This window comes from Micavibrio aeruginosavorus EPB (assembly GCF_000348745.1).
GTDB classification, from domain to species: Bacteria; Pseudomonadota; Alphaproteobacteria; order Micavibrionales; family Micavibrionaceae; genus Micavibrio; species Micavibrio aeruginosavorus_A.
Window position 1 is genome coordinate 1,097,797 of the sequence record NC_020812.1, and the last position, 23,421, is coordinate 1,121,217.

Here is a 23,421-nt window from a genome sequence, read left to right on the forward strand (position 1 = left end):
CAGATAAGGGGATAACACATGAACACGCTCGTCTTGCTCCGCCACGGTCAAAGCCAATGGAACTTGGAAAATCGTTTTACCGGATTTCATGATATCGACCTGAGTGATCTGGGCCGGGAAGAGGCGCGTCAGGCGGGCCTGCGTCTGAAATCCGCCGGGATCAAATTTGATCAGGTGTTCACCAGTACGCTGCAACGCGCTTATCACACGGCGGAAATTGCGCTGGAGAATGCGGGGCAGGCCGATTTGTTAAACACCATGATCCGTCACGACGATCTGCGCGAACGCGATTACGGCGATCTGACCGGATTGAACAAGGATGAAACCCGCGCCAAATTCGGCGATGAACAGGTGCATATCTGGCGTCGGTCTTATGACGTGAACCCGCCGGGTGGGGAGTCGTTGCAGGACGTCGTCGAAAACCGCGTGCGCCCTTATTATACGGCAAACATTAAGCCGTTGGTCGATGGCGGGAAAAACGTCCTGATTGCCGCCCACGGCAATTCATTGCGCGGTATCCTGATCGTTCTGGGCGCCGAAACGCCGGACACCATCAACGCCGCCGAAATGGAAACGGGCGTGCCGTTGGTATTTGAACTGGAGAACGGCAAAATCCTGCGTCGTTATGCGTTGAAAGACGCGTTGGCCGCTTAATTCGGCGCTGGCCCGTTTGGTCCGGTTTTCTTGACCGGTGTTGGGGCGGGCGAAACAACGCCGCGCACAAGGCGGTTGAAATCATCGGCCAGCGTGTCAACATTGTAACCCGCTTGCTTAACCTGGCTGAACATCGTTTCGGCCAGTTTTTGCAGGGCCAGCGTTTTCGTGCTGTCGTTGTGATGTTTCATTTCCCACGCGGCATCGCGCGCCATCAAGGCATAGGTCAGAATATCGGCGGCCGCATCCAGAATGTCATCCGCGACAAATTCTGCCGTTTGCGGATTTTTGACCAGATCGCCCATCATGCCCGCAATCTCGGCGCTTTTGCGTTTCAGCAAGGCCCGTTCGGTTTTCATCTCTGACGGCAGGGCTTTGGCAAGGGCGTTCAGGTTTTTGATGAAGCTTTCCGCGCCCTTTTCCGGGCCCAGGATTACGCGGGTCAATTCCAGTGCCTGAATTTGGCGCGGGCCTTCCCACACTTGCAAAACCAACGCATCACGCATCAGCCGTTCGGTCGGCCAATCGGCGGTATACCCATTGCCACCGACCATTTGTACGGCGGTGTTGGCGGATTTTACGGCCAGATCGGCGGTGCGGTATTTGGCAATGGCCGTGACCATACGCATCCAGCTATGCGCGGTGGGGTCGTTGCCCTGTGATACATCAAAACTGTGTGCCGCTTCGAAGGCGAGGGCGCAGGCCGCCATCCAATCCACGCTCATCCCGATCATGTGTTTCTGGTTCATCGGGCGGTCGGACAGGGCTTTGCCGAATGTTTCGCGGTTATCCATCCAGCATCGCACCTCCAGCAAGGCGCGATGCGCGACACCAGCGGCGGACATGGCGTTGTGGACGCGGCTGTAACCAAGGGCCTCCATCATCACGCGCAAGCCATGCGGCGGCGGGACCAGTTCGACGGCATACGTATCGTCCAGCAACAATTCCGCCGTGGCCAGTGCCCGCGTGCCGAGTTTTTCCTTCAGTTTGGTCACGTGATAGGAATTGGGCTTGGTCCAGTCCTTGTCAACATGGCTGGGCACCAGATACAGGCCTAGCCCCTTGGCCCCCGTTGTGCCCTCGGCGCGGGCCGTGGCCACGGCGAGGCCGGAGGAGGCGTTGGACGCAAACCATTTCTGCCCATTCAGGCGGTATGACCCGTCAAAATGCTTGCGCGCGGTTGTTGTGGTGTTGGCCACGTCGCTGCCGCTGTGTTTTTCCGTGGCCCATGTGCCGCCGGTTTTGGCCAGCCCATCCATCCGCGTGGATTCATGCAGGAAGCGTTTTTTTACATCGTCACTGCCGTATTTGTTCACCACATACGCAACGGCTCCGGTCATGGTGACGGGGCAGTGGGTGGAAATATCCGTTTGCGACAGCAGGTAGCCCATGACGAAGGACAGGCTGTGCGGTTCCGGATTTTTGTCCTGAAAGGCGAGGCCGATCACGCCGCGGCGGTAAATTTCGATCTGTGCGTCTTCATAGGCCGGGTTGAACACGACGCGGCCCGTGCGTTCGCCGGGTTTTCCGGCGGGGATGATGTCATGCGCCAGCTTCGGCGGGGCGTGGCGGTCGCTATATTCCGCTTGCACATCCAGTTCGTTGCCAACCCATGCGCCCAGATCGGTCAGGCGGCCATTCTGGCGTTTCAGCATTTGCGGGTTCGTACGTTCCAGGAAATATTTTACGTTCTGATCCAGCGCATAAAAATTCAAACCCCGCACAACCGGGGGCATGGTGTTGGATGCCATGACGACCACCTCTCTGCCTATCCATTATAGCCCCTTTCCGGGGTCTTATTGATCAAATATGGCGTTATTCTTCATGGATAGGCAGGGGAATGCAACCCGGTTTTAAACGGGCCGCAGGATCATTTCCTTGGTCGATTTTTGCCAGCCGCTGATGACATAGCCTTGATCCAGCATGGATTTCTGGGTTTCGATGTCGTGGATGGGGCAGGTTTTGCATCCCGGGGCAACCGCATTAAAGGCCTGGGTCAGCCGTTTTTTCTGAATATTCGGGATGGTTTCGTGGACGTTGTACACAACGGTGCCATCGGAGGGGTCCAGCCCAATGCTGGAGATTTCCATGCCATGGTCCAGAAAGGTGGCCCAGCTGGCGATATTTTTAACATCCACTTCGGCCAGCGCGTGGCCCTTGTCGGCTTTGATGCCGTAATTCAGCCAGGCTTTGACCATGCCATGCATCAGGCCGTTGTTCCGATAGCTGGGCAAGACCGTGACACCCTGTATCAGGGTGATGCTGTCCGGTGCGCCAACGGGGGCCATGTCAACCATGCCGGTCTTTGGGTGTTCAATGGAGGGGTTCAAAACAATCGATTCACCAACCAATTTGCCATTGTGCAGAACGCCCAAAACCGTGTTGCCATGGTTCCGGTTGAAATGGTCAACGAAGAATGATGCCGGTTTGGGCAACATGAAAGCCTTTTCTTCCGCGCTCAGCATTTCAATGGCTTTGGTATGCAGGGCGATGATGTCCGACAGGTGCGTTTTATCCAGTTGGATAACGCTGTACGGGCTGCCATTCCGCATGCTGCCTTCGTGTAGGATTGCGCAATCGTTGAACGGGGTTTTGATTTTTTTAAATGCTGGTACCGACATTGTTTTGTTTCCTCTGTGTGCGATCGAAAGATAAGTGCGCATCCGCCTGGCCCATCTGGATCAGGAAGCGGAGAGGAAAGGGATGTCAGGAAGTTTGATTAGGCCTGCACCGCACGATCCGCAACGCCCTGAGCCAACAGGGGGCGGTTTGTACGTCGTGCGCGTCGGATCGCGCTATGCGGTGCGGTTGCGTTTTGCATGGGGTGATTAAACATCAAACCGGGCGGGTTTGGGAAGAAAAAAATAAAACGGCCCGAAATCAATGATCTCGGGCCGTTTAAATTCAGCAATTCCGTTGGAATTAGCGGCGGATACCCAGTTTTTCGATCAGGGACTGGTAACGGCCTTGGTCCTTTGCCTTGACGTAGTCCAGCAGTTTACGGCGCTTGGCAACCAGAGCCAGCAAGCCACGGCGGCTGGACATGTCTTTTTTGTGGGACTGCATGTGCTCGGACAGATAGTTGATACGGTCTGTCATCACGGCAATTTGCACTTCCGGTGATCCTGTGTCGCCTTGTTTCGTTTGGTTCTTGGCGATGACGTCCTTTTTACGGGCGGCGGTGTTCATGTTATTCGACATCGTTTTCTCCGATCATTTTTTAAAGGTTCAGTACGCGAAGCGGCTGAATATCGATGCCGTCGATGTTCACAAGCGCAACAGGTGTGCCATTGAACAGCGCCAGCGCCGTCACGGGGTTGGATTTATCGGGAACCACGCCGGCCCGGTGGAGTCGATCCACATCAGGGCGGGAGATGAACGATAAAACCTGGCCGTTCTTCAACCGTGCTGCTTCCCTTTCGTTCAGATCCAGAGCCGGGATGTCGTCTAGCACCGTCTGAACAGGAAGAAGCATGTCTTCAAGGGGCGGAATTTGGCCGGAATCGGCCGAGAAATCAAGTGAAATCGCATTGTTTACGGTAAAAGGCCCGACCCGGTCCCGGCGCAGGGCCGAAATGTAGCCCACAGACCCCAGTTCCAGCGCCAAATCCCGACCGAGGGAGCGGATATAGGTCCCCTTGCCACAGACACAGCGGAAATCGGCTTCATCCCCACGGATGGCCAATAATTCAAGGGAATCGATGCGCACGGCCCGGGGGGCCAGATCGACGTCTTCGCCGGCGCGGGCCAGATCATAGGCCCGCTGCCCGTCGATTTTCAGGGCGGAAAAACGGGGCGGCAACTGGTCAATCGTGCCAATAAAGCGGGGCAGGATGGCCCGGATGGCGTCTTCGGTTGGGCGGACATTGGATGTGGCGATGACCTCACCCTCGGCATCGTCGGTGGAACGTTGTTCCCCGAACCGGACCGTAAAGCTGTAGGTTTTTGTGTGATCCATGCAAAAGGCGATGGTTTTGGTGGCTTCGCCCAGGGCGATCGGCAAGATGCCGCTGGCCAGTGGGTCGAGTGTGCCGCCATGGCCGATTTTCTGGGCGTTCAGCAACCAGCGCAATTTCCCAACCACCTGCGTCGATGTGACGCCCAGCGGTTTATCAACCGCAATCCAGCCGTGGATGGGAATGCCTTTTTTGCGACGGGCCATGGGCGTTATTGGTCGTCGTCGGATTCTTCATCCGCGTCTGCGCCGTCGTTCTCACCCGGGGCTTGGTACCCGTAACGATCCGTTTCCGGCAAGGCCCCGATCAATGTTTCAATGCGCAAGGCTTGATCAAAGGTTTTGTCCATGATGAAGCGGACCTTGGGCGTAAATTTCAGGTCCAGCTTACGCCCGATATCGCGCTGAAAAACAGCGGCGGAATCGTTCAGGGCGGGCAACATTTCATCCATGTTGCCACCACCCAAGGCCAGAACATAGGCCGTTGCGTGTTTCAGATCCGGGCTGACGCGCACTTCGGTCACGGTGACAATAGCGGATGCGTCGAACAGCAGGGGGTCGTCAAAACGCCCCTGCCGCAACGTTTCCGAAATCACGTGGCGCAGTTGTTCGCCAACACGCAACATGCGTTGCGATGGTTCCGATGCTTTGTGCTTCCGCATGCCGATTAACCCACCGTCCGGGCTTCGGATACGATATCGAAGCATTCGATAACGTCACCGTCTTTGATGTCGTCATAGTTTTCGAACGCCATACCGCATTCCATGCCCTCTTTGACTTCTTTGACTTCGTCTTTGAAGCGTTTGAGGGTTTTGAGCGTGCCTTCGTGAATAACCACATCGTCGCGGAGCAGGCGGACCTTGGAACCGCGTTTGACCACGCCGTTTGTAATCATACAGCCAGCAACCTTGCCCACCTTGGTGATGTTGAACACTTGGCGGATCGAAGCCTGGCCCAGATATTCTTCGCGCAGGTTCGGTGCCAACATGCCCGACAGGATCGCCTTCGCATCATCAATGATGTTGTAAATGATGCTGTAGTAACGGATGTTCACGCCGTCGCGTTCGGCCAGTGTACGGGCCTGGGTGTTGGCGCGGACGTTAAAGCCGATAATCATGGCGTTGGATGCCTTCGCCAGAATGATATCGGATTCGGTAATCCCGCCCACACCGGAGTGCAGAACGCGGACCATAACATCCGGGTTGTCTTCGGAAATTTTCTGCAACGAACCGGCGATGGCTTCGACCGAACCATGCACGTCGGCTTTGATAACGACGGGCAGGGTGGTTTTTTCGCCTTCTTTCGCGGCGGCAATCATCTGCTCCAACGAATTGGTGCGGCGGGCGATGGACGCGGCGGCCTGTTCGCGTTTCTTGCGCGCACGATAGGCGGCAATTTCACGGGCACGGGCGTCATCTTCGACCACGTTGATTTTATCACCGGCTTCCGGTGCGCCTTGCAGACCCAGAACCTCAACCGGCTGACCCGGCAGGGCTTGTTTGACCGCGTTCCCACGATCATCCAACAGGGCACGAACACGACCCGATTCCGCACCGGCGACGAAAATGTCACCAACGCGCAATGTGCCGTTTTCAACCAGAACCGTGGCCACGTTACCGCGCCCTTGTTCCAGTTTCGCTTCGACCACCGTACCATTGGCGCGACGGTTCGGGTTGGCGCGCAGGTTCAGCATTTCAGCCTGCAGCAAGATGGTTTCTTCCAGCTTGTCCAGGTTGATCCGTTTTTTCGCGGACAATTCAACGGCCATGGTTTCGCCGCCCATTTCTTCCAGAACGATTTCGTGCTGGAGCAAGTCCTGGCGCACTTTGTTCGGGTTGGCATCGGGCAGGTCGATTTTGTTGATGGCAACGATGATCGGCACGCCAGCAGCTTTGGCGTGGTTAATCGCCTCAATCGTTTGCGGCATGATGGAATCGTTTGCGGCAACAACCAGAACGACGATGTCGGTTACGTTCGCACCGCGGGCACGCATTTCGGTAAAGGCGGCGTGACCCGGTGTATCCAGGAACGTGATTTTATGACCAGACGGCATCGTAACCTGGTACGCGCCAATGTGCTGGGTAATGCCACCGGCTTCGCCCGCGACCACATCCGTGGCACGCAACGCGTCGAGCAGGGAGGTTTTACCATGGTCAACGTGACCCATGATGGTGACAACCGGCGGACGCGGCAACAGATCGCCTTCGGCATCCGTATCGCCCTCAATCCCGATTTCAACGTCGCCTTCGGTTACGCGTTTGATGGTGTGACCAAATTCGGTCACGATCAATTCGGCGGTGTCGGCATCAATCGTTTGCGTAATGGTGGCCATCACGCCCAGTTTCATCAGGGCTTTCACGACGTCAGAGCTGCGCTCCGTCATACGGTTGGCCAGTTCCTGAACCGTAATAAATTCCGGCAGAACCACTTCGCGCAGAACTTTTTGCTGCGGCTCGGCGGTCATGGAACGGTGGGCTTTGGCGCGGGCGCGGCGCGTTGCGGCCAAGGACCGGCCACGCTGTTCCATCACGTCTTCGCTCAATGCTTTCTGAACGGTCAGGCGGCCCGGGTTCCAGTTGCGGTCCTGTTCGCCACGGCGGGACGGCGGGGCCTTCACGCTCGCCTTTTTCATGCGCTCGCGATAGCTTTCTTCTTCTTGCTCGTCCTCGCTGAAGCTCGGGCGGCCAGCGGCCCCCGGACGGGCGGATTCGCGCATAATGTCCTGCGCGGCAACGTTACCCGGCCCGCGGGCGTGTTCTGTGGTTGAGGCATGACGGCGTTCATCCGCGCGCTTCTTCTGCTGCTCTTCTTCTTCGATGCGTTGCAGTTCTTCCAGTTCGCGCTGGCGGGCCTGTTCGGCCGTTTCCGGCTGGGTAACAATCGCAGGCGCGGTCGGGGAGCGGTATTCAACCGTTGTGCCGATGATGCTGCGGTCGTCTTCGTCTTCGCTGGTGTCGGCGCGGCGCTTGGATTCTTCTTCCGCGGCCTGCAGGGCGCGGATACGGGCTTCGCGCTCCTCGCTGGTCAATTGACGCAGGGCGGCCATCGTGCCGGCTGTGTGATCCTCGGCCTCAACATTGGCTTCGGTCGTCGGGCGGCTCATCGGCGCGGTGCTGGACCCGCTGCGTTTGCGGCGGACTTCAACGGCAACGGATTTCCCGCCGCGTGTCGGTTGGGCTGCGCGCGGGGCTGCTGCTGCGCCACTGGCGGCGCCGCCCTTCAGGCTTAATGTTCCTTTGGAGCCAAGGCTGAGGGTGGATTTCTTTTCCGTGCCCTTGTCTGTGCCTGTGCCTTTTTCTTTACTATCCGTCATTCCTGTGCCTGTGCTTTCATCATCAGTCATTATTAAATTTATTCAGTCGATCAACCGCGTTTAAGAACGGCTGACAAAGGGGGCCTCTCCGGATCACGGCATGCCACACATTCTGGGCGCCGCTGTGGGTGGAAAGATCTGCGCTGGAAAACTGGTCGATCACGGGCAGAGACCGGGCCAAATTGGCCAGTTTCCGGCGGGTGACCGCGCTTTCTTCGGCGGCGGTTACATATACACCACCTTTACGCGATCGCAAAATTTGCTCGCACTTATCGGCCCCGGTGATCAGGTCGCCCGCTTTACGCGCCATGGACAGCATGTCCAGCGCCTTGCGGGTCAGGGCTTTGGTGATGATTTCATCAATATTTTCAGGGATTTTGATGCTGTCGTGGGCGGCGGCGGTGAAGGAACCGCGGCTGATGGCCTGCGCCAGTATGCTGTGCCCCAGCGTGATCCAGAACCCGGTGCCGGGCAGTTTGGCGTCCAAATCCACATACAGCATGGAATCGGGGCCGATCACCAGACGTATCATCTGGTCCCGGGGCAGGGTTTCACCGCTCACCAGACAGGTTTCGGTTTTGATTTTCTTTGCAGGGATTTCCGCAGACGGTTCTGCAGGGGCTGTTGGCTGAGCGGCGTCTTGACCTTCGGACGTGACAATGCCCGACGACAGCAGATTTTCATCTGCCATCGGCGGGATCATGTCATCGGTGCGATTGTCCTTTGTAAAGGTCAATACTGTTCCTCTCTACCAGCATGGACTTAACCATTGCTGGCGGCCTTTTCTTCTGTTGCGTCTTCTTCCGTGAACCAGTGTTCACGGGCTTTCATGATCAGGGCGTTGGCGTCACGGATATTGATGACCTCTTCACCCAGAATTTCGACCAGCTCGTCACCAGCCAGATCGGCCAGATCGTCAAGGTTTTTCACGCCTTGTTCGGCCAGTTTCAAGATGTGTTCGGCTTTCAGACCGTCGAAGGTCATCAGGTCGTCTTGAATGCCCAGTTCGCGGCGTTTGGTTTCCAGTTCAACGCGCAGTTTTTCCAACCATGCATTGGCACGGGCCTGCAATTCGCCGGCAACGTCTTCGTCGAAGCCTTCGATTGTGGCCAGTTCCGGAATCGGCGTTTCGCTGATTTCTTCGATGTTGATGAATCCTTCGGCGACCAGCAGGTGCGCGATGACATCGTCAACGTCCAGAGCTTCCATGAACAGGCTGGAGCGTTTTTTGAATTCTTCGGCACGGCGTGCGGATTCTTCGGCTTCGGTCAGGATGTCGATATCCCAGCCGGTCAGCTGTGATGCCAGACGAACGTTCTGGCCACGGCGACCAATCGCCAGGGACAGTTGTTCTTCCGGAACAACAACGTCCAGACGGTGTTTTTCTTCGTCCAGAACAACCTTGGCCACTTCGGCCGGGGCCAGCGCGTTCACAACGAATGTTGCGAAGTCTTCGGACCACGGCACAATGTCGATTTTTTCGCCTTGCAGTTCGCCAACAACGGCCTGAACACGGCTACCGCGCATACCAACGCACGCACCGACCGGATCAATACCGTTATCACGGGACCATACAGCGATTTTTGCGCGGGAACCCGGGTCACGGGCAACGGCTTTAATCTCGATCACGCCGTCATAAATTTCCGGCACTTCCTGCGTGAACAGTTTGGCCATGAATTCCGGACGGGCGCGGGATACGAAAATCTGCGGACCACGCACTTCCTGGCGCACGTCGTAGATGTAGGCACGAACGCGATCACCAACTTTCAGGTTTTCACGCGGCAGGGATTCGTCCCGGCGCAGCAGGGCCTCGGCACGGCCCAGATCGATTGTGGTGTTGCCGTATTCGGAGCGTTTTACGATCCCGTTGATCATTTCGCCAACGCGGTCTTTGAATTCGGTAAATTGACGCTCACGCTCGGCGTCGCGCACTTTTTGCACGATAACTTGTTTCGCGGTCTGGGCGGCAATGCGGCCGAAATCCAGCGGCGGCAGGCTGTCGATCAGGAATTCGCCAACCTGTGCGTCCGGCTTGATGCGTTGTGCTTCTTTCAGCGTCAGTTGCTTGGCTTCGTCTTCGATGGTTTCAACCACTTCGCGATAGCGCTTCAGCTCGATCTGACCGGAACGGCGGTCGATGATCGCGCGGATATCGTGGTCATAACCGTATTTGGAACGGCCAGCCTTTTGAATGGCTTCTTCCATCGCGACCAGAACGATATCACGGTCGATGTTTTTCTCGCGGGCAACGGCATCTGCAACTTGCAACAGTTCCATAGTTTTCCTCTTTTTGGCTTTGCCTGTTTAAACCAATTAACCTGTTTAGTGTGTATTCAATTAAACTGCTTTTTTGATGCGTTTCTGCATCGCTTCGATCAATTCGTCGTTCATGACCAATTTCGCTTTCGCAATGCCGCTTAAGGGCAGGGCGATACGGCCTTGGTCTTCGGTTTCGACGATGACGGCGCCATCTTCGATCCCTTGTGTGACGCCACGGAAACGTTTCTGCCCGTCAATCGGCATATCCATTTCGATCTTGGTGTCCAGTCCGCAGAAATCGACGAAATCTTTTTCGCGGGTCAGCAGGCGGTCAATGCCCGGCGAGCTGACTTCCAGACGGTAGGCGGCGCTGATCGGGTCTTCAACTTCCAACAGCGCGTTCAGGGCGCGGCTGATGGCGGAGCAATCATCGACGCCGATCGTGCGCGTGGCCGGATCTTCGACCATGATCTGCAAGATCTGCATTCCGTCTTCACTCAGCATGCGCACGGCGACCAGTTCGAAGCCCTTCTCGGCGACGACCGGTTCGATCAGTGCGGTAATTTTTTGTTCCTGCGGCGTTTGGCGCATCGTTCGTCCTTAGTTGATTCCGGGCAACAAAAAAGGCGGGCTTTTTTGGGCCCACCCCTCTACTAACCTGGGATTTTGCAAGGGTTATAGGTCTGATTCCCCTGTTTGGCAAGATCTTTTTCAGGGTTTTAGCGTTGCGGGGCCTTTGTTCCCCATCGCACCAGCTTGAGATCCACGTGCAGGGCCCCATGGGTCAGCATGTCGATGACCAGCAATCCCTGGGCCGCGGTATCGAAAACAATCGAGATATTGTTGTTGTCCGCGGGCAGGGCGCGCGCCTTTAAAACAGTAAATTCGTCTTGTTCCAGAAGGTGATAGGGCAGGCAGGCCAGCCCAATATTGTGTTTTGGAACAGGTTTTCGCCCCTGCCGGCGCAGGCGGCTGGGGAATTGGATTTGGGCCTGTGGTTGCCCGGTTTTCAGGAAAAACCCGTACTCCGGGTAGTCAAAGACCTGTTCAGGCCGTGAATCAAAAGGGGGCGACGCCATGGCATTTGCTCGGTTACGCAGTGTACTTTACGTAATTCTAATATAACCGAGGTGAGAAATGCAATAAAAATGCCTTTATATCCAAAGGGATATGGCGTGGCTCAGGTCCGTTTGTACAGCAGATAGGTCTGTACCCGTCCGGCAGCGCGACCCTTTTCTTCGTATCGTGTGGGGATCCAGCCCTCGGGCATGGTGTGCAGATCTGCCGGGTGGCCGGTCCAGGCAAAGGCCGGGTGGGCTTCGGCCTGATCGCGCATCCATTCTGCCAGATCATCAACATCCGTGGCCATGATCAACATGCCGCCGGGTTTCAGAACGCGGGCAAACCGGTCGAGGTTTTCGGGGCTGATGATGCGGCGCTTGTAATGGCGTTTCTTCGGCCACGGGTCGGGGTTCAGGACGTAGATTCCGTCCAGTGTTTGATCGGCCAGTGCGTTCACAACCAAAATGGCATCATCCATCCAGACGCGGACGTTGGATGTGTCGTCGTCCTGAATGTCTTTCAGAAACGCGGACATGCCGTTGATAAAGGGTTCTGCGCCGATAAAGGCGGTGTCGGGGTGCTGGCGGTGTAGGGCGGCGACATGTTCGCCATTGCCAAAGCCGATTTCAAACCACATGCCGCCGTTAAAAGCGCGGACGAACAAATCGACATCGCGCAATGATGCGGGGGTCAGGGCTTCGGGCTGGATTTGCAATTGCGGCAACAGGCTGTCCAGAACGCTGGCGCGCTCGGGCTTTAACGGACGGCCCTGACGGCGGCCGTAAAGCCGCCGTTTATCACGGTCAACATCCGTATGCGGAATGGTCAGGTTTATGTCGTTACGCTGTTTGTCTGTGCTCATGCGCCCAGTTTTTGGCGCAAAGCATCGACAAGGTCAATCTTTTCCCAACTGAACCCGCCATCGGCTTCCGGATCGCGGCCAAAATGGCCATAGGCGGCGGTGCGGGCATAGATCGGACGGTTCAGGTGCAGGTGTTCCCGGATGCCGCGCGGGCTCAGGTTCATCAATTCCTGCAGGGCGGCGGAGATACGGGCTTCATCCGCCAATCCGGTGCCATGGGTGTCAACGTAAACGGACAGAGGCTTGGACACGCCGATGGCGTAGGACAGCTGGATCGTGCATTTGTCGGCCAGTCCGGCGGCCACAACGTTTTTCGCCAGATAACGCGCGGCGTAGGCGGCGGAACGATCAACCTTCGTCGGGTCTTTGCCAGAGAAGGCACCACCACCATGCGGGGCAGATCCGCCATAGGTGTCCACGATGATCTTGCGGCCCGTCAGGCCAGAATCCCCAACCGGGCCACCAATCACAAAACGGCCCGTCGGGTTGACGTAGAATTCGTTGTCCGGGCACATCCAGCCTTCGGGCAGGACGTTCATGACATGTGGGCGGACCATCTCGCGCACATCGGCCTGCGACAGTTTTTCGCTGTGTTGGGTCGAAACGACGATGGATGTGGCGCGCACCGGCTTGCCATCGCGGTATTCCAGCGTGACCTGTGATTTCGCATCCGGGCCCAGTTCGGCCAGCGTTCCGGAATGGCGCGCTTCGGCCAGTGATTTCAGAATATTGTGAGAATAATGCAATGCGGCGGGCATCAGTACAGGTGTTTCCGTGCAGGCATAACCAAACATAATGCCCTGGTCGCCTGCGCCTTCGTCTTTGTTGCCGGCGGCATCAACACCAACGGCAATGTCGGCGGACTGGCTGTGAACGCGCACATCGACGTTGACTGTACGCCAGTCGAACCCTTGCTGCTCATACCCAATATCGCGGATTTTGTGTTTGGCAATATCGCGCAGAACATCATGGGTGATATCAGACGGGCCGCGCGTTTCACCAACAATGATAACGCTGTCGGTTGTGACAACGGTTTCAATCGCTGTGCGGGCATACGGATCGGATGTCAAATAACGATCCACGATAGCATCGGAAATCTGATCACAGATTTTGTCCGGGTGACCTTCGGATACGGATTCGCTGGTGAACAGGAAATCTTTCAGCCGTGCAGTACCGTGCGGATGAGTGTTTTCGTTCTGGGCTGGTTTGAACATGATGATTTTCCTGATTGAAGAATAGAGATATAAAATGCGGGAAATAGAATACCCGCCATTGTGGCAATTACAAGACAGTTGCTGCGGTTGTATGAAAAAAGCCGGGGAACACTCCCCGGCTTTTTAAAAAAAGAATACTCAGAATATCAGAGGATTAAACCTCCTGATAAAACTCAACCATATTACGCAGGGCCTTCATGATGTTACGGCGGGCGTTTTCATCATCCAGCGTGTAGTACAGGCGAACAAGTTCCAGCGTTTCTTTACGGCTCAGGATATCACGATCATCTTCGAACCCCAGCTGTTCGCTTTCAGCCAAGCCAGACGCCAGTGTTTTGGCGCGGCCTTTATCGCTGAAGCCTTCAAAGAAGTAGCTGACCGGAACATCCAGCACGTGGCAAGCTTGCCACAAGCGGCTGGCGCTGATCCGGTTGGTTCCGCGTTCGTATTTTTGAACCTGCTGGAAGGTCAGTCCCAGAGCATCGGCCAGTTTTTCCTGGCTGAACCCCAGAATGCCTCGGCGTTGGCGCAAGCGGGCACCAACATGGACATCGACGGGATCGGGGTTATCCGATCCGCCACCACGTCCGCGACGGGGCGTAGGAAGTTTTTTGACCACCTTATCCGCGCTTTTCTTTTCAGTTGTTATCTTTGCCATATGTTTTACCTGCTTTATTTCCGTCCCGAAGCCATGATGAGATGGTTTCGTGGATTAAGGAGTATCCGATAATATGAAATACTCCACAAGGATTGGCACAAAAGCACGCGGGATGCAAAGGCGCAACTAACCGGAAGTATTGGAAAGCGCTATTCTCTACCCCTTGGCGTACTTGTGCAAATAACGCTTATAAACGGCGTCTTATTGCGCAGCACAAGATTATCAAAACCAATAAAATGACCACGGGCGCGTTCCGCCAGACGACATAAAAAGGGGCGTTCGGTGTGTCGGCGGGGAGAATCACGTCAACACTGCCCGGTTTATCGTAAGGGATTCGGGTCAGAATTCGACCATAGGGGTCAATGATGGCAGAGATACCATTATTGGCTGAGCGCACGACCGGTAGCCCTTCTTCGATTGCGCGGAACATCGTTTGGGCCAGATGCTGATACGGCCCGGGACTGTTGCCGTACCAGCCATCATTGGTGACGTTGACGATCCATGCGGGGCGTTCCTCGTCATCAGTGACCGCACCGGGGAAAATGATTTCGTAACAGACCAGCGGGCTGAAGGGGGGCACGACAGATTTGAGGCCTGGTAGTGTCAGCGTCTGTGGTCCCGGTCCCGGCGTGAAGCCTGAAAATTGGACGAATGGCGTGATCGGCAAGATCGATTGCAGTGGGATATATTCGCCAAACGGGACCAGATGCGCTTTGTCAAAGCGGGCCAGTGGCTGTAAATCGCGGTCAAACGCGACCAGTGAATTGCCGTAGGAGGGTGTTTCATTCCCTTCGCGAATTAAAATTCCGCTCAATAACAGCGGGTCGCGGCCCATCAATTGCAGGGATGATGTAATCGCCATACGTACATCAGGAATGGACAGAAGGCGTGTGCTGATCGCCGTTTCTGGCCATACGGCGATCACGGGTCGGTCCGTAACGGGAGGGTTGGCGGTCAGCCCATCAATGAGTTTTTGTAAATTCAGCGATGTTTTTTCCGGGTCCCATTTATCCGCTTGCGGGATGTTGGGTTGGATCAGGCGGATGGCAGGTGCGTTGTCCGCAAATTGCGTTGGATGCGTGTGCAAGCGTGCCGCACCCCAGCCGTACAAGGCCATCATGCTGATAACGATGGCAATCAGTATCGCCGCTGTGGTTGTTTTTTTAAATCTTGCAATGACCAAAAACCCAGGCAATGCCGCCCAGATCAATGTGATCAGGCTTAAGCCATACGGCCCCACCAGCGCGGCCGTTTGCGCCATTGGCAATGTTCCGGCCCAGGCATAGGCGTACAGATTCCATGGGAATCCGGTCAGGATATGACCGCGCGCATATTCACCTGCAATAATAATCGCGCAGAAAAATACAAACCCATCCCACTTTTTCAAATTGGCAAAGCGCCAGACGATCCATGATGAGGCGGCGGTGAAAAAAGCCAATGCAATAGGCAGCCCCGCAATCGCCAGCGGCCACACCCATTTAAATGGGTTACCGGGGACCAGCAAGGCATTGCTGATCCAGAACAAACCAAACAGGAAAAACCCAAACCCGAAGGCCCAGCCGATAAGAGTTGCGTCGCGCCATGTCCGCGCACCGGTCAATGTCATGTAGAAAAGTGACAGGCATGGAAATAAAAGGACCCACCATGACGTTGGTGCCATGGTCAATGCCATCAATGATCCGGCCAGCCACGCCAACCCCGCCCGGGCAAAAACGGGCAGGGCGATGATGCGATCCGCAAGGGTGTGCAGGTGTGACAAAATCATGCGGGGACGATAATGGACTTGTCATTCCCGCGAAAGCGGGAATCCATGCAATCGGCGATTATTCCCCGTTGGAATAGCAAGGCAAAGAGGCGCGAGTCTATTGTGTGGGTGTCTTAGGCTTGACGTTCTTCACGCGCAGGCGTTTCACCCGGCGGGCATCGGCATCCAGGATTTCAAAAATCATCCCGGATTCTTCGTGGACCAGGATTTCACCCCGGCTGGGCACGCGGCCTGCAATGGCAAAAACCAAACCGCCCAGCGTGTCGATGCTTTCGCGTTCCTCTTCGGTCATAAATTCACCGAAGCGGTCTTCGAATTCCTCAACGTCAAACCGGCCATCGGCGATGATGGACCCGTCCTGGTTTGTGATCAGTGTCGGGTCGGACCCCATGGTGTTATGTTCGTCTTCGACATCGCCCACAATGGCTTCGATAATGTCACCAATGGTGACAAGGCCATCAATACCACCAAATTCATCAACCACCAGCGCCATATGGCGGCGTGTTTGTTTCATTTCCAGCAACAGGTCCAAAACATGCATGGATGGCGACACAATCGGAACGTCGCGGACCAGATTTTCCAGCACGATCGGTTCCTTGCGCAGCGTGGTGCTGAGAATGTCCTTGATGTGAACGGTGCCAATAACATCGTCCAATGATTCACGGAAGACAGGGAAACGGCTGAATTGCTTTTCCGACAACAAGGCAAACAATTCGGATTCCGAAATGCTGATGTCGATGGCCACAATGTCAACGCGGGGGATCATCACATCAACGGCGCGCATATCGCGCAAGTCAAGCACGTTGGAGATCAGTGTGCGTTCGTGGTTTGCAACGGAGAGCGTGGAGTCATCTTGCGTATTCGCAACATACTCGGCCAAATCGTCACGCAAATGCGTGGAACCCTTGGATGATCCCAACAGGGACCGGATCTGGGTCAGGATGGATTTTTTCGGATCGCCAGACGGTTCATGACGGGAAGGGTGCGATCCGTAACCGGATGATCCTGTCCCGCCGGGTCTACTTCCGGATGGGTCGTTATCGTCGTTTTGGGTCATTTCAAACATGGCCTTAATATATTATGCCACACTGCAACATGCTAGTCCCCATGCGTGCGGCGGTATGCTTAATCCCCATCGGGCAAGAGGTAGGGGTTTTTTATGCCTAACCCATTGAGAATATTAACTTCTAGGTCTTCCATTTCCTCCGCCTCATCGTCGTCGATATGGTCATAACCCAGCAAGTGCAGGGTGCCGTGGACAACCAAATGGGTGAAATGATCGGCAAAACTTTTGGTTTCATCGGTGGCTTCGCGGGCCACGGTTTCGAGGGCAATGACCAGGTCGCCCAGCGTGCAGGGAATGCCTGGCGTGGGGTATTCCCATCCGTCTTCTGTGTCCTGCATGGCGAAAGACAAAACATTGGTGGGCTTGTCCTTGCCCCGGTAATCGCGGTTCAGGATGCGCACGGATTCATCATCACTCAACGTAATGCTGATCTCAATCGATGGAACGCTGTCCTTGATTTCGCCCGCAACGGGGCAGGTGGCGAACACGGCATGAATGGCGCGTTCAATCACGGATTCATAATCGGGCAGATCCGTATCCCAGCCGGGGTTTTCCGATGTAATTTGCAGGTCGATCATGATGGTCGTTTAACGTCCACCACCACGCCCGTCATGGCGGTCATAGGCCGTGACGATTTTTGCAACCAGATCACTGCGGACAACGTCCTTGGACCCGAAACGGATCAACCCCACTTCGGGCAGATCGTGCAGAATATCCATGGCCTGCAATAGGCCCGACGTTTCACCACTGGGCAAGTCAATCTGGGACGGGTCACCCGTAATAACCATGCGTGATCCTTCGCCCAGACGGGTCAGGAACATTTTCATCTGCATTGCCGTGGTGTTTTGCGCTTCGTCCAGAATGACAAAGGCGCGGTTCAATGTGCGCCCGCGCATAAAGGCCAGCGGTGCAATTTCAATGTCTTTGGACAGGATGCGTTTTTCCGCCTTTTCCGCGCCCATCGTGTCGTACAAAGCGTCATAAAGCGGGCGCAGATAGGGGTCGATCTTTTCCTTTAAATCGCCGGGCAGGAAGCCCAGACGCTCCCCGGCCTCAACCGCCGGGCGGGACAGGATAATCCGTTCCACTTTTTCCTGTTCAAACAACGACACGGCCTGTGCCACGGCCAGATAGGTTTTACCCGTACCGGCGGGGCCGATGCCGAAAACGGCTTCGTGTTTTTGCATCGCTTCGATATAGGCGGCTTGAACCGGACCGCGTGGGGCGATGGTTTTTTTGCGTGTGACAATCTGGCCCTTGGTTTCGATCAGCTCTTTCAGATTGGTCGGGGTGCTGGATGTCATGTGTTTCCCATCTTTGTGGTGATCGGTTTTGCGGCGTTGGTGATGGTGCTGTGGGGTCGTGCGCTGTTCTTCCGCATGTTCGTCGGAAAAGCGCAGGGCGGCGCTGACCGTGTGAATATCCACGTCTTCGCCGCGTTTCAGCTTGCTCCACATTAAATTCAGGATTTCGCGGCCCAGCGCGATTTTTTCAATGTCACCGATCAGGGTGATTTCATTGCCACGGCCGATGATTTCTAAGCCCAACGCCTGTTCCAAAAACGAAAGATTTTCGTTCTGCCCGCCAAAAAGGGCCGGCAGCAGGCGGTTGTCATTGAAAACCAGGTGGTCGTGTTCGATTTGCGTGGTTATGGGCGCTCTCCGTACTCTGTCCCCAATTATAGCACAAGTAATTGTAAGGATAAGGTAAATATGGGCGGCGCAGCAAAAAACCCCGGCTTTGGGCCGGGGTTTTTGTATGGGGTTATGAGCCGTTATTACGGTTTCGGGGCCGGGGCGGCTTCGCGGATCGCTTGGCCGGCTGTGTTGGCCTGTTCTTTATGACCTTCCAGTTCCGGGATCGGCAGATCGTCACCACGTTCCATCATTTTCAGGATCAGCGGGTGGCGTTTGCAATCGGTTTTCGGGATTTGCACCAGGCCAATTTCACGGTCGTACACCGGGTTGGAGAACCGTTCCATATAAGCGGTGAACGCGGTGCGTTTTTGATCCGTCCGGTCGTTCTGCGCATCATCACCCATGTAGATGAAGGTGGACCCTTTACCAATACGGGTAAAGGATGTGCGCAATTGACGGGCCGATGCGTTCTGGCATTCATCCAGCAGATAGAACGTATATTTGTACGTGCGGCCACGGTTGAACGCGTGCGGCGCAATTTCCAGCACGCCCGCCTGCATCAAACGTTCACGCAGCGGCTTGCCGATCAGCTCGTCAATGGTTTCAACCATCGGACGCACGTGCGGCATCATTTTTTCATTCAGATCGCCGGGCAGGAAACCAATTTCTTCGTCGGCCGTAACGGCGGGGGTCGCCAGACAGATACGGTCAATTTTGCCTTGGGCCAGGGCTTCCAGTGCCGAATAGGTACTGAACAATGTTTTCCCGGTCCCGGCCTTGCCATTCACGAAGAGGAAGTCTTTGTGCTGGGCTTCGTGCCGGATTTTCTTTTGGGCCTGTGTCGGCGTAATGTCTTCGCGACCGAGTTTGAAGGACCCACCATCAAAGCTTGGCAATGCGCGCTCAACAGCGGCCTGAGCCTCGGCGATGGTCATGGTGCGGTTGGCGTTGTCGTTGGATGCGCCACCAGCTTCGTTGAATTGGTCTTGTGTTTGCCCTTTACCGCGGCCGTTCCCTTTGCCGGTGCTGCGTGTATCGCGTGAACCTTGTTGCGCTTGTCCCTGTACCATTCTTTTTCTCGCTTTCCTGCGGGTTTCCAGCCCGGTGTGATCCGGGTATGGGTACCGTTTTTATGTGAAGACAGTCAATAAATGCAAGAAATTACTGGGCCAGTTCCCCGGTAATCGATGTTGCGGTTGCGTTATCGACCCGAACCTGGGCGATTTGGCCGAAATATTGGGCCGGGGCCATGACGTGCATAGGCTGGTTCCATGGGGTTCGGCCATAAAGCTGGCCGTCCTTGCGGCCGCGCCCGTCAAACAGGACGGGGATGGTCTGGCCGATCATGGCGGTGTTAAATTCGCGTTGTTGCTCCATCAACAGGGCCTGCAGGCGTTGCAGGCGCTCATCCATAATCGCGTCATGGACCAAGCCCTGCATATTCGCCGCCGGGGTGCCGGGGCGGGCGGAATATTTAAAGCTGTAGGCCGACATGAACCGGACATCGCGGACCAGTTGCATGGTGGCTTCGAAATCGTCTTCGGTTTCGCCGGGGAACCCGACGATGAAATCGGAGGAGAAGGCGATATCAGGCCGCGCCGCGCGCAGTTTGGCAATGATGTCGCGGTAATGATCCGCCGTATGTTTGCGGTTCATGGTTTTCAAAATCGCATCCGAACCGCTTTGTACGGGCAGGTGCATAAATGGCATCAATTCCGGCACATCGCGGTGGGCGTCGATCAAATCCTGATCCACGTCGCGCGGGTGGGATGTCATGTAACGAATGCGCTCCACACCATCAATTTCGCCCAGTGCTTGGATCAAGCGGCCCAGCGACCATGTCGACCCATCCATCGCTTCGCCGTGATAGGCATTCACATTCTGACCCAGCAGCGTGATGTCCTTGACCCCACGATCCCGCAGCGTTTTGGCTTCATCCAAAATCTTTTCCGCCGGACGTGAATATTCCGCACCCCGTGTATAAGGGACGACGCAGAAGGTGCAGAATTTATCGCATCCTTCCTGAATGGACACAAAGGCCGACGGGCCGTCTTGCGTCACATGATCAACGGGCAGGGAGTCAAATTTGGATTCAACCGGGAAATCGGTATTGACCACGCGTTCGCCCAGCGCCCGCACAACCATTTCCGGCAGTTCGTGGTAAGTCTGTGGCCCGAACACCAGATCGACATAGGGCGCGCGATCCATGATCAATTCGCCCTCGGCCTGGGCTACGCACCCGGCGACGGCGACCAGTGTTTTCTTGCCGGACTTGGCGCGTTCGTCCTTGTGGTCGCGCATACGGCCCAAATCGGAGAAGACCTTGTCCGTGGCTTTTTCACGAATGTGGCAGGTGTTCAAAATGACCATATCCGCATCATCCGGCGTGTCCACGGCGCGGTAGCCCAGCGGATGCAGGATGTCGGCCATCCGGTGGCTGTCATAGACGTTCATCTGACAGCCCCAGGTTTTGATAAACAGTTTTTTCGTCGCGTTTTCGGTCATGGCGGGGTTTTAACCATGAAAGCGGCGGGGAGGCAAGGTTTCGCAGATGTTTAAATTGACATAATGTCTATAATATTCAGGGGTTTCCTTTCATAATCTCCTTGCCCATATCTATTGAATACCGCTAAAGACTCAGACCAGCGGTAACGGTTTAATGGATGGTGGGACGCATGCGCGTTTTTGGTTTTGGTGTGATGGTGTTTGCGGCCCTGATGTTGGCTGCTCCTATGGCGCAGGCCGCAGGTAAAAATTGCTATACGCAGGCGGAAGCCGAGGCGGAGCAGGCCATTCGTATTCATAGTGAATTGATGGTTATTGGCCTGAATTGTCAGCACATGACCCCGGCAGGCCAGAAAAACCTGTATCAAGCCTACCGCGAATTCACGGATAAAAACGTGGGCCTGTTTGCGGCGTATGAATCAACCCTGCTAGGCTATTTCCAGCGCACTGGTTCCCGTGATGCCGAGGCCGAGATCAACTCCCTGCGCACCGCCTTTGCGAACAAGATTTCGCTGGATGCCGCCAAAATGCGCCCGGATCTGTTCTGCAACCATTATATGCCACGCATTCAAAAGGCATCGGTGATGGGCCGGAACGATATTCAGAAATGGGCGGCGACATTCTTCCCGTCCCATCCGGTATCCCATCCGATCTGCGGACAATAAGTTTCTTTCCCCCAGTCAATTAAATGGGTTGTGAATTAAATGGCCGGGTGGCTTGTTCCCGGCCCTTTCACGCGCCTATCCTGTACGGATTAGGTTAAGTGATTCAATTCGATAAACAGGGAATTATAAGAAAATGACGGCACACGCCCCCTCCGGGATCGACAAAATGATCGACTCCGCTTTCGTCGGATTGGCCGATTTCTTTGATAAAACACTGTTTTATGGGCTGAAATTCGACCTTCCCGGCGCGGCGGGCGACATGGTGACGAAGGAAGCGCCGCTGATCCTGATCTGGTTGGTCATGGCGGGCCTGATTTTTACCCTGTATTTCCGTTTTGTGAATTTACGCCTGTTCAAACATAGCTTTGACGTTGTGGCCGGTAAGTTCGAGGAGCCGGGGGCCCCGGGTCAGACCACCAATTTTCAAGCCCTGATGGCGTCACTGGCCGGAACGGTCGGGTTGGGCAACATTGCCGGGGTGGCCGTGGCGGTATCCGTTGGCGGGCCGGGGGCTGTGTTCTGGATGGTGGTGATGGGCTTCATCGGCATGTCCACGAAGTTTATCGAGGTCGCCGCCGGGGTGAAATATCGCCGTGTCTTTATCAACGAAGAAGGTCACACCGATATTTCCGGCGGGCCGATGTATTACCTGCAGGATATTTTCAGTGCGCGGGGTCTGCCCGCTATTGGTAAATTTCTGGCGATTGTATTTGCCATTTTCTGCATCGGTGGATCGCTGGGCGGCGGCAACATGTTCCAGGCCAACCAGACCTTCATTCAATTCGTCAACGCCACGGGCGGGCCGGACGGAAGTTTTCTGGCCGGGCAGGGCTGGTTGTTTGGGCTGGGGTTGGCCATTCTGACCGGTATTGTCATTATTGGCGGAATCCGGTCCATCGCCAACGTGTCGGCCCGTTTGGTGCCGATGATGGCGGTGTTGTATGTCATTGCGGGATTGTTCGTCATTATCACGAATTACCAGCATATTCCGGCGGCCTTGTGGTCGATCATCCATGATGCCTTTACCCCGGAAGCGGGCCTGGGGGCTGTGGTTGGAGGCTTGCTGATCGGGGTGCAACGGGCATCGTTTTCGAACGAGGCAGGTCTGGGGTCGGCATCGATCATCCAAAGCACGGCCCGCACCAACGAGCCCATTCGCCAAGGTCTGGCCGGAATGATGGGGCCGTTCCTGGATACGATTGTGATTTGCTCCGTGACCGCGTTGGTGATTACCATTTCCGGCGTTTACGAGGGCGGACAGGGCATGCAGGGCATCACCCTGACGGCCAAGGCGTTTTCAACGGCCATCCCGTTTGCGGATCATTTCCTGGCCTTATGCGTCTTCCTGTTTGCGTTTTCGACGATGATCGGGTGGGGCTATCTGGGGGTGAAGGCATCGACCTTTATCTTTGGCGAACACATCCTGGTTGAAAATGCGTTCAAGCTGATCTTCTGCGGGTTCATTGTTGTGGGTTGCGCGTCCGACCTCAGCAACGTGATCCGGTTTACGGACTCGTTGATCCTGTCTATGGCCATTCCCAATATTATTGGCCTGTACATCATGGCACCGGAGATCAAGAAAGACCTGCAAGCCTATCTGGCGGCTGGCAAACATCGCCGTGTGAAGGGTGAGGGTGTGGCGCAGGCGGCGGAATAGCCCCTGTTTTCATATTCAATCCAAAATGCCGTGCATAAGTCGGGGGATGAAGGGGTAAAAGCCTTGAAGATCCGCCCCTTTCTGTGGCCCTATTACAGCATTCCAAAAATTGATTGCCAGCACTGCGTTCACACGCAGGGGAATGCCAA

The 23,421-nt window shown here is 55.6% G+C and carries 22 protein-coding genes; 3 read left to right on the top strand and 19 right to left on the bottom strand.

The annotated features are described in order from the left end of the window. The first annotated feature begins 18 nt into the window (after nt 1–18). A complete protein-coding gene (locus tag A11S_RS05105; RefSeq protein WP_015467431.1) occupies nt 19–654 on the top strand; it encodes a 2,3-bisphosphoglycerate-dependent phosphoglycerate mutase in 636 nt (211 codons plus the stop codon). Here A11S_RS05105 and A11S_RS05110 read toward each other — a convergent pair. The 19 genes from A11S_RS05110 to miaB all read right to left on the bottom strand — a co-directional run bounded on the left by A11S_RS05110 (nt 651) and on the right by miaB (nt 20,950). Further along, a complete protein-coding gene (locus A11S_RS05110; RefSeq protein WP_015467432.1) occupies nt 651–2,405 on the bottom strand; it encodes an acyl-CoA dehydrogenase family protein in 1,755 nt (584 codons plus the stop codon). The genes A11S_RS05105 and A11S_RS05110 overlap by 4 nt on opposite strands. Before the next feature lie 102 nt (nt 2,406–2,507). After that, on the bottom strand, nt 2,508–3,275 hold the full coding sequence (locus tag A11S_RS05115) for a GNAT family N-acetyltransferase (protein ID WP_015467433.1): 768 nt from the start codon (nt 3,273–3,275) through the stop codon (nt 2,508–2,510). Between the two features lie 301 nt (nt 3,276–3,576). Beyond that, a complete protein-coding gene (rpsO, locus tag A11S_RS05125; RefSeq protein ID WP_015467435.1) occupies nt 3,577–3,855 on the bottom strand; it encodes a 30S ribosomal protein S15 in 279 nt (92 codons plus the stop codon). Between the two features lie 19 nt (nt 3,856–3,874). Beyond that, nucleotides 3,875–4,816, bottom strand: a complete 942-nt coding sequence (truB, locus tag A11S_RS05130) for a tRNA pseudouridine(55) synthase TruB (protein WP_015467436.1) — start codon at nt 4,814–4,816, stop codon at nt 3,875–3,877. A 5-nt stretch (nt 4,817–4,821) separates the two neighbouring features. Then, a complete protein-coding gene (gene rbfA, locus A11S_RS05135) occupies nt 4,822–5,271 on the bottom strand; it encodes a 30S ribosome-binding factor RbfA (protein WP_041802492.1) in 450 nt (149 codons plus the stop codon). Between the two features lie 5 nt (nt 5,272–5,276). Next, nucleotides 5,277–7,922 (bottom strand): translation initiation factor IF-2, encoded by a 2,646-nt coding sequence (infB, locus tag A11S_RS05140; protein ID WP_148285108.1) that lies wholly within the window; start codon nt 7,920–7,922, stop codon nt 5,277–5,279. 22 nt (nt 7,923–7,944) lie between these two features. Beyond that, nucleotides 7,945–8,658, bottom strand: a complete 714-nt coding sequence (locus A11S_RS05145) for a DUF448 domain-containing protein (protein ID WP_015467439.1) — start codon at nt 8,656–8,658, stop codon at nt 7,945–7,947. A 26-nt stretch (nt 8,659–8,684) separates the two neighbouring features. Beyond that, a complete protein-coding gene (gene nusA / locus A11S_RS05150; RefSeq protein ID WP_015467440.1) occupies nt 8,685–10,199 on the bottom strand; it encodes a transcription termination factor NusA in 1,515 nt (504 codons plus the stop codon). Nucleotides 10,200–10,259: 60 nt separating this feature from the next. Then, complete coding sequence (locus tag A11S_RS05155; protein ID WP_015467441.1) at nt 10,260–10,772, bottom strand: ribosome maturation factor RimP; 513 nt, start codon at nt 10,770–10,772, stop codon at nt 10,260–10,262. Nucleotides 10,773–10,900: 128 nt separating this feature from the next. Beyond that, the gene (locus A11S_RS05160; protein WP_015467442.1) at nt 10,901–11,260 is read right to left on the bottom strand and encodes a hypothetical protein; all 360 of its coding nucleotides are present in this window, start codon (nt 11,258–11,260) and stop codon (nt 10,901–10,903) included. 101 nt (nt 11,261–11,361) lie between these two features. Then, a complete protein-coding gene (trmB, locus tag A11S_RS05165) occupies nt 11,362–12,105 on the bottom strand; it encodes a tRNA (guanosine(46)-N7)-methyltransferase TrmB (protein ID WP_015467443.1) in 744 nt (247 codons plus the stop codon). Further along, a complete protein-coding gene (metK, locus tag A11S_RS05170; RefSeq protein ID WP_015467444.1) occupies nt 12,102–13,319 on the bottom strand; it encodes a methionine adenosyltransferase in 1,218 nt (405 codons plus the stop codon). Before metK ends, trmB begins: the two co-directional genes overlap by 4 nt. Nucleotides 13,320–13,473: 154 nt before the next feature. Then, the gene (locus A11S_RS05175; protein WP_015467445.1) at nt 13,474–13,977 is read right to left on the bottom strand and encodes a helix-turn-helix domain-containing protein; all 504 of its coding nucleotides are present in this window, start codon (nt 13,975–13,977) and stop codon (nt 13,474–13,476) included. Nucleotides 13,978–14,164: 187 nt separating this feature from the next. Further along, entirely contained in the window at nt 14,165–15,742 is a 1,578-nt protein-coding gene (gene lnt / locus A11S_RS05180) for an apolipoprotein N-acyltransferase (protein ID WP_015467446.1), read from the bottom strand. Between the two features lie 97 nt (nt 15,743–15,839). Then, on the bottom strand, nt 15,840–16,799 hold the full coding sequence (locus tag A11S_RS05185; RefSeq protein ID WP_148285109.1) for a hemolysin family protein: 960 nt from the start codon (nt 16,797–16,799) through the stop codon (nt 15,840–15,842). A gap of 68 nt (nt 16,800–16,867) precedes the next feature. Then, complete coding sequence (ybeY, locus tag A11S_RS05190; RefSeq protein ID WP_015467448.1) at nt 16,868–17,386, bottom strand: rRNA maturation RNase YbeY; 519 nt, start codon at nt 17,384–17,386, stop codon at nt 16,868–16,870. Nucleotides 17,387–17,395: 9 nt separating this feature from the next. Next, on the bottom strand, nt 17,396–18,520 hold the full coding sequence (locus A11S_RS05195; protein ID WP_148285110.1) for a PhoH family protein: 1,125 nt from the start codon (nt 18,518–18,520) through the stop codon (nt 17,396–17,398). A 65-nt stretch (nt 18,521–18,585) separates the two neighbouring features. Beyond that, nucleotides 18,586–19,515 (bottom strand): PhoH family protein, encoded by a 930-nt coding sequence (locus tag A11S_RS05200; RefSeq protein ID WP_015467450.1) that lies wholly within the window; start codon nt 19,513–19,515, stop codon nt 18,586–18,588. Nucleotides 19,516–19,606: 91 nt separating this feature from the next. Continuing rightward, nucleotides 19,607–20,950: a tRNA (N6-isopentenyl adenosine(37)-C2)-methylthiotransferase MiaB gene (miaB, locus tag A11S_RS05205; RefSeq protein WP_015467451.1), complete on the bottom strand. Its 1,344-nt coding sequence runs from the start codon at nt 20,948–20,950 to the stop codon at nt 19,607–19,609. 170 nt (nt 20,951–21,120) lie between these two features. On the opposite strand from miaB, the gene A11S_RS05210 reads away from it, so the two are divergent. Next, the gene (locus A11S_RS05210; RefSeq protein ID WP_015467452.1) at nt 21,121–21,615 is read left to right on the top strand and encodes a hypothetical protein; all 495 of its coding nucleotides are present in this window, start codon (nt 21,121–21,123) and stop codon (nt 21,613–21,615) included. A 133-nt stretch (nt 21,616–21,748) separates the two neighbouring features. Further along, complete coding sequence (locus tag A11S_RS05215; protein ID WP_015467453.1) at nt 21,749–23,272, top strand: alanine/glycine:cation symporter family protein; 1,524 nt, start codon at nt 21,749–21,751, stop codon at nt 23,270–23,272. Nucleotides 23,273–23,421: the final 149 nt, after the last annotated feature.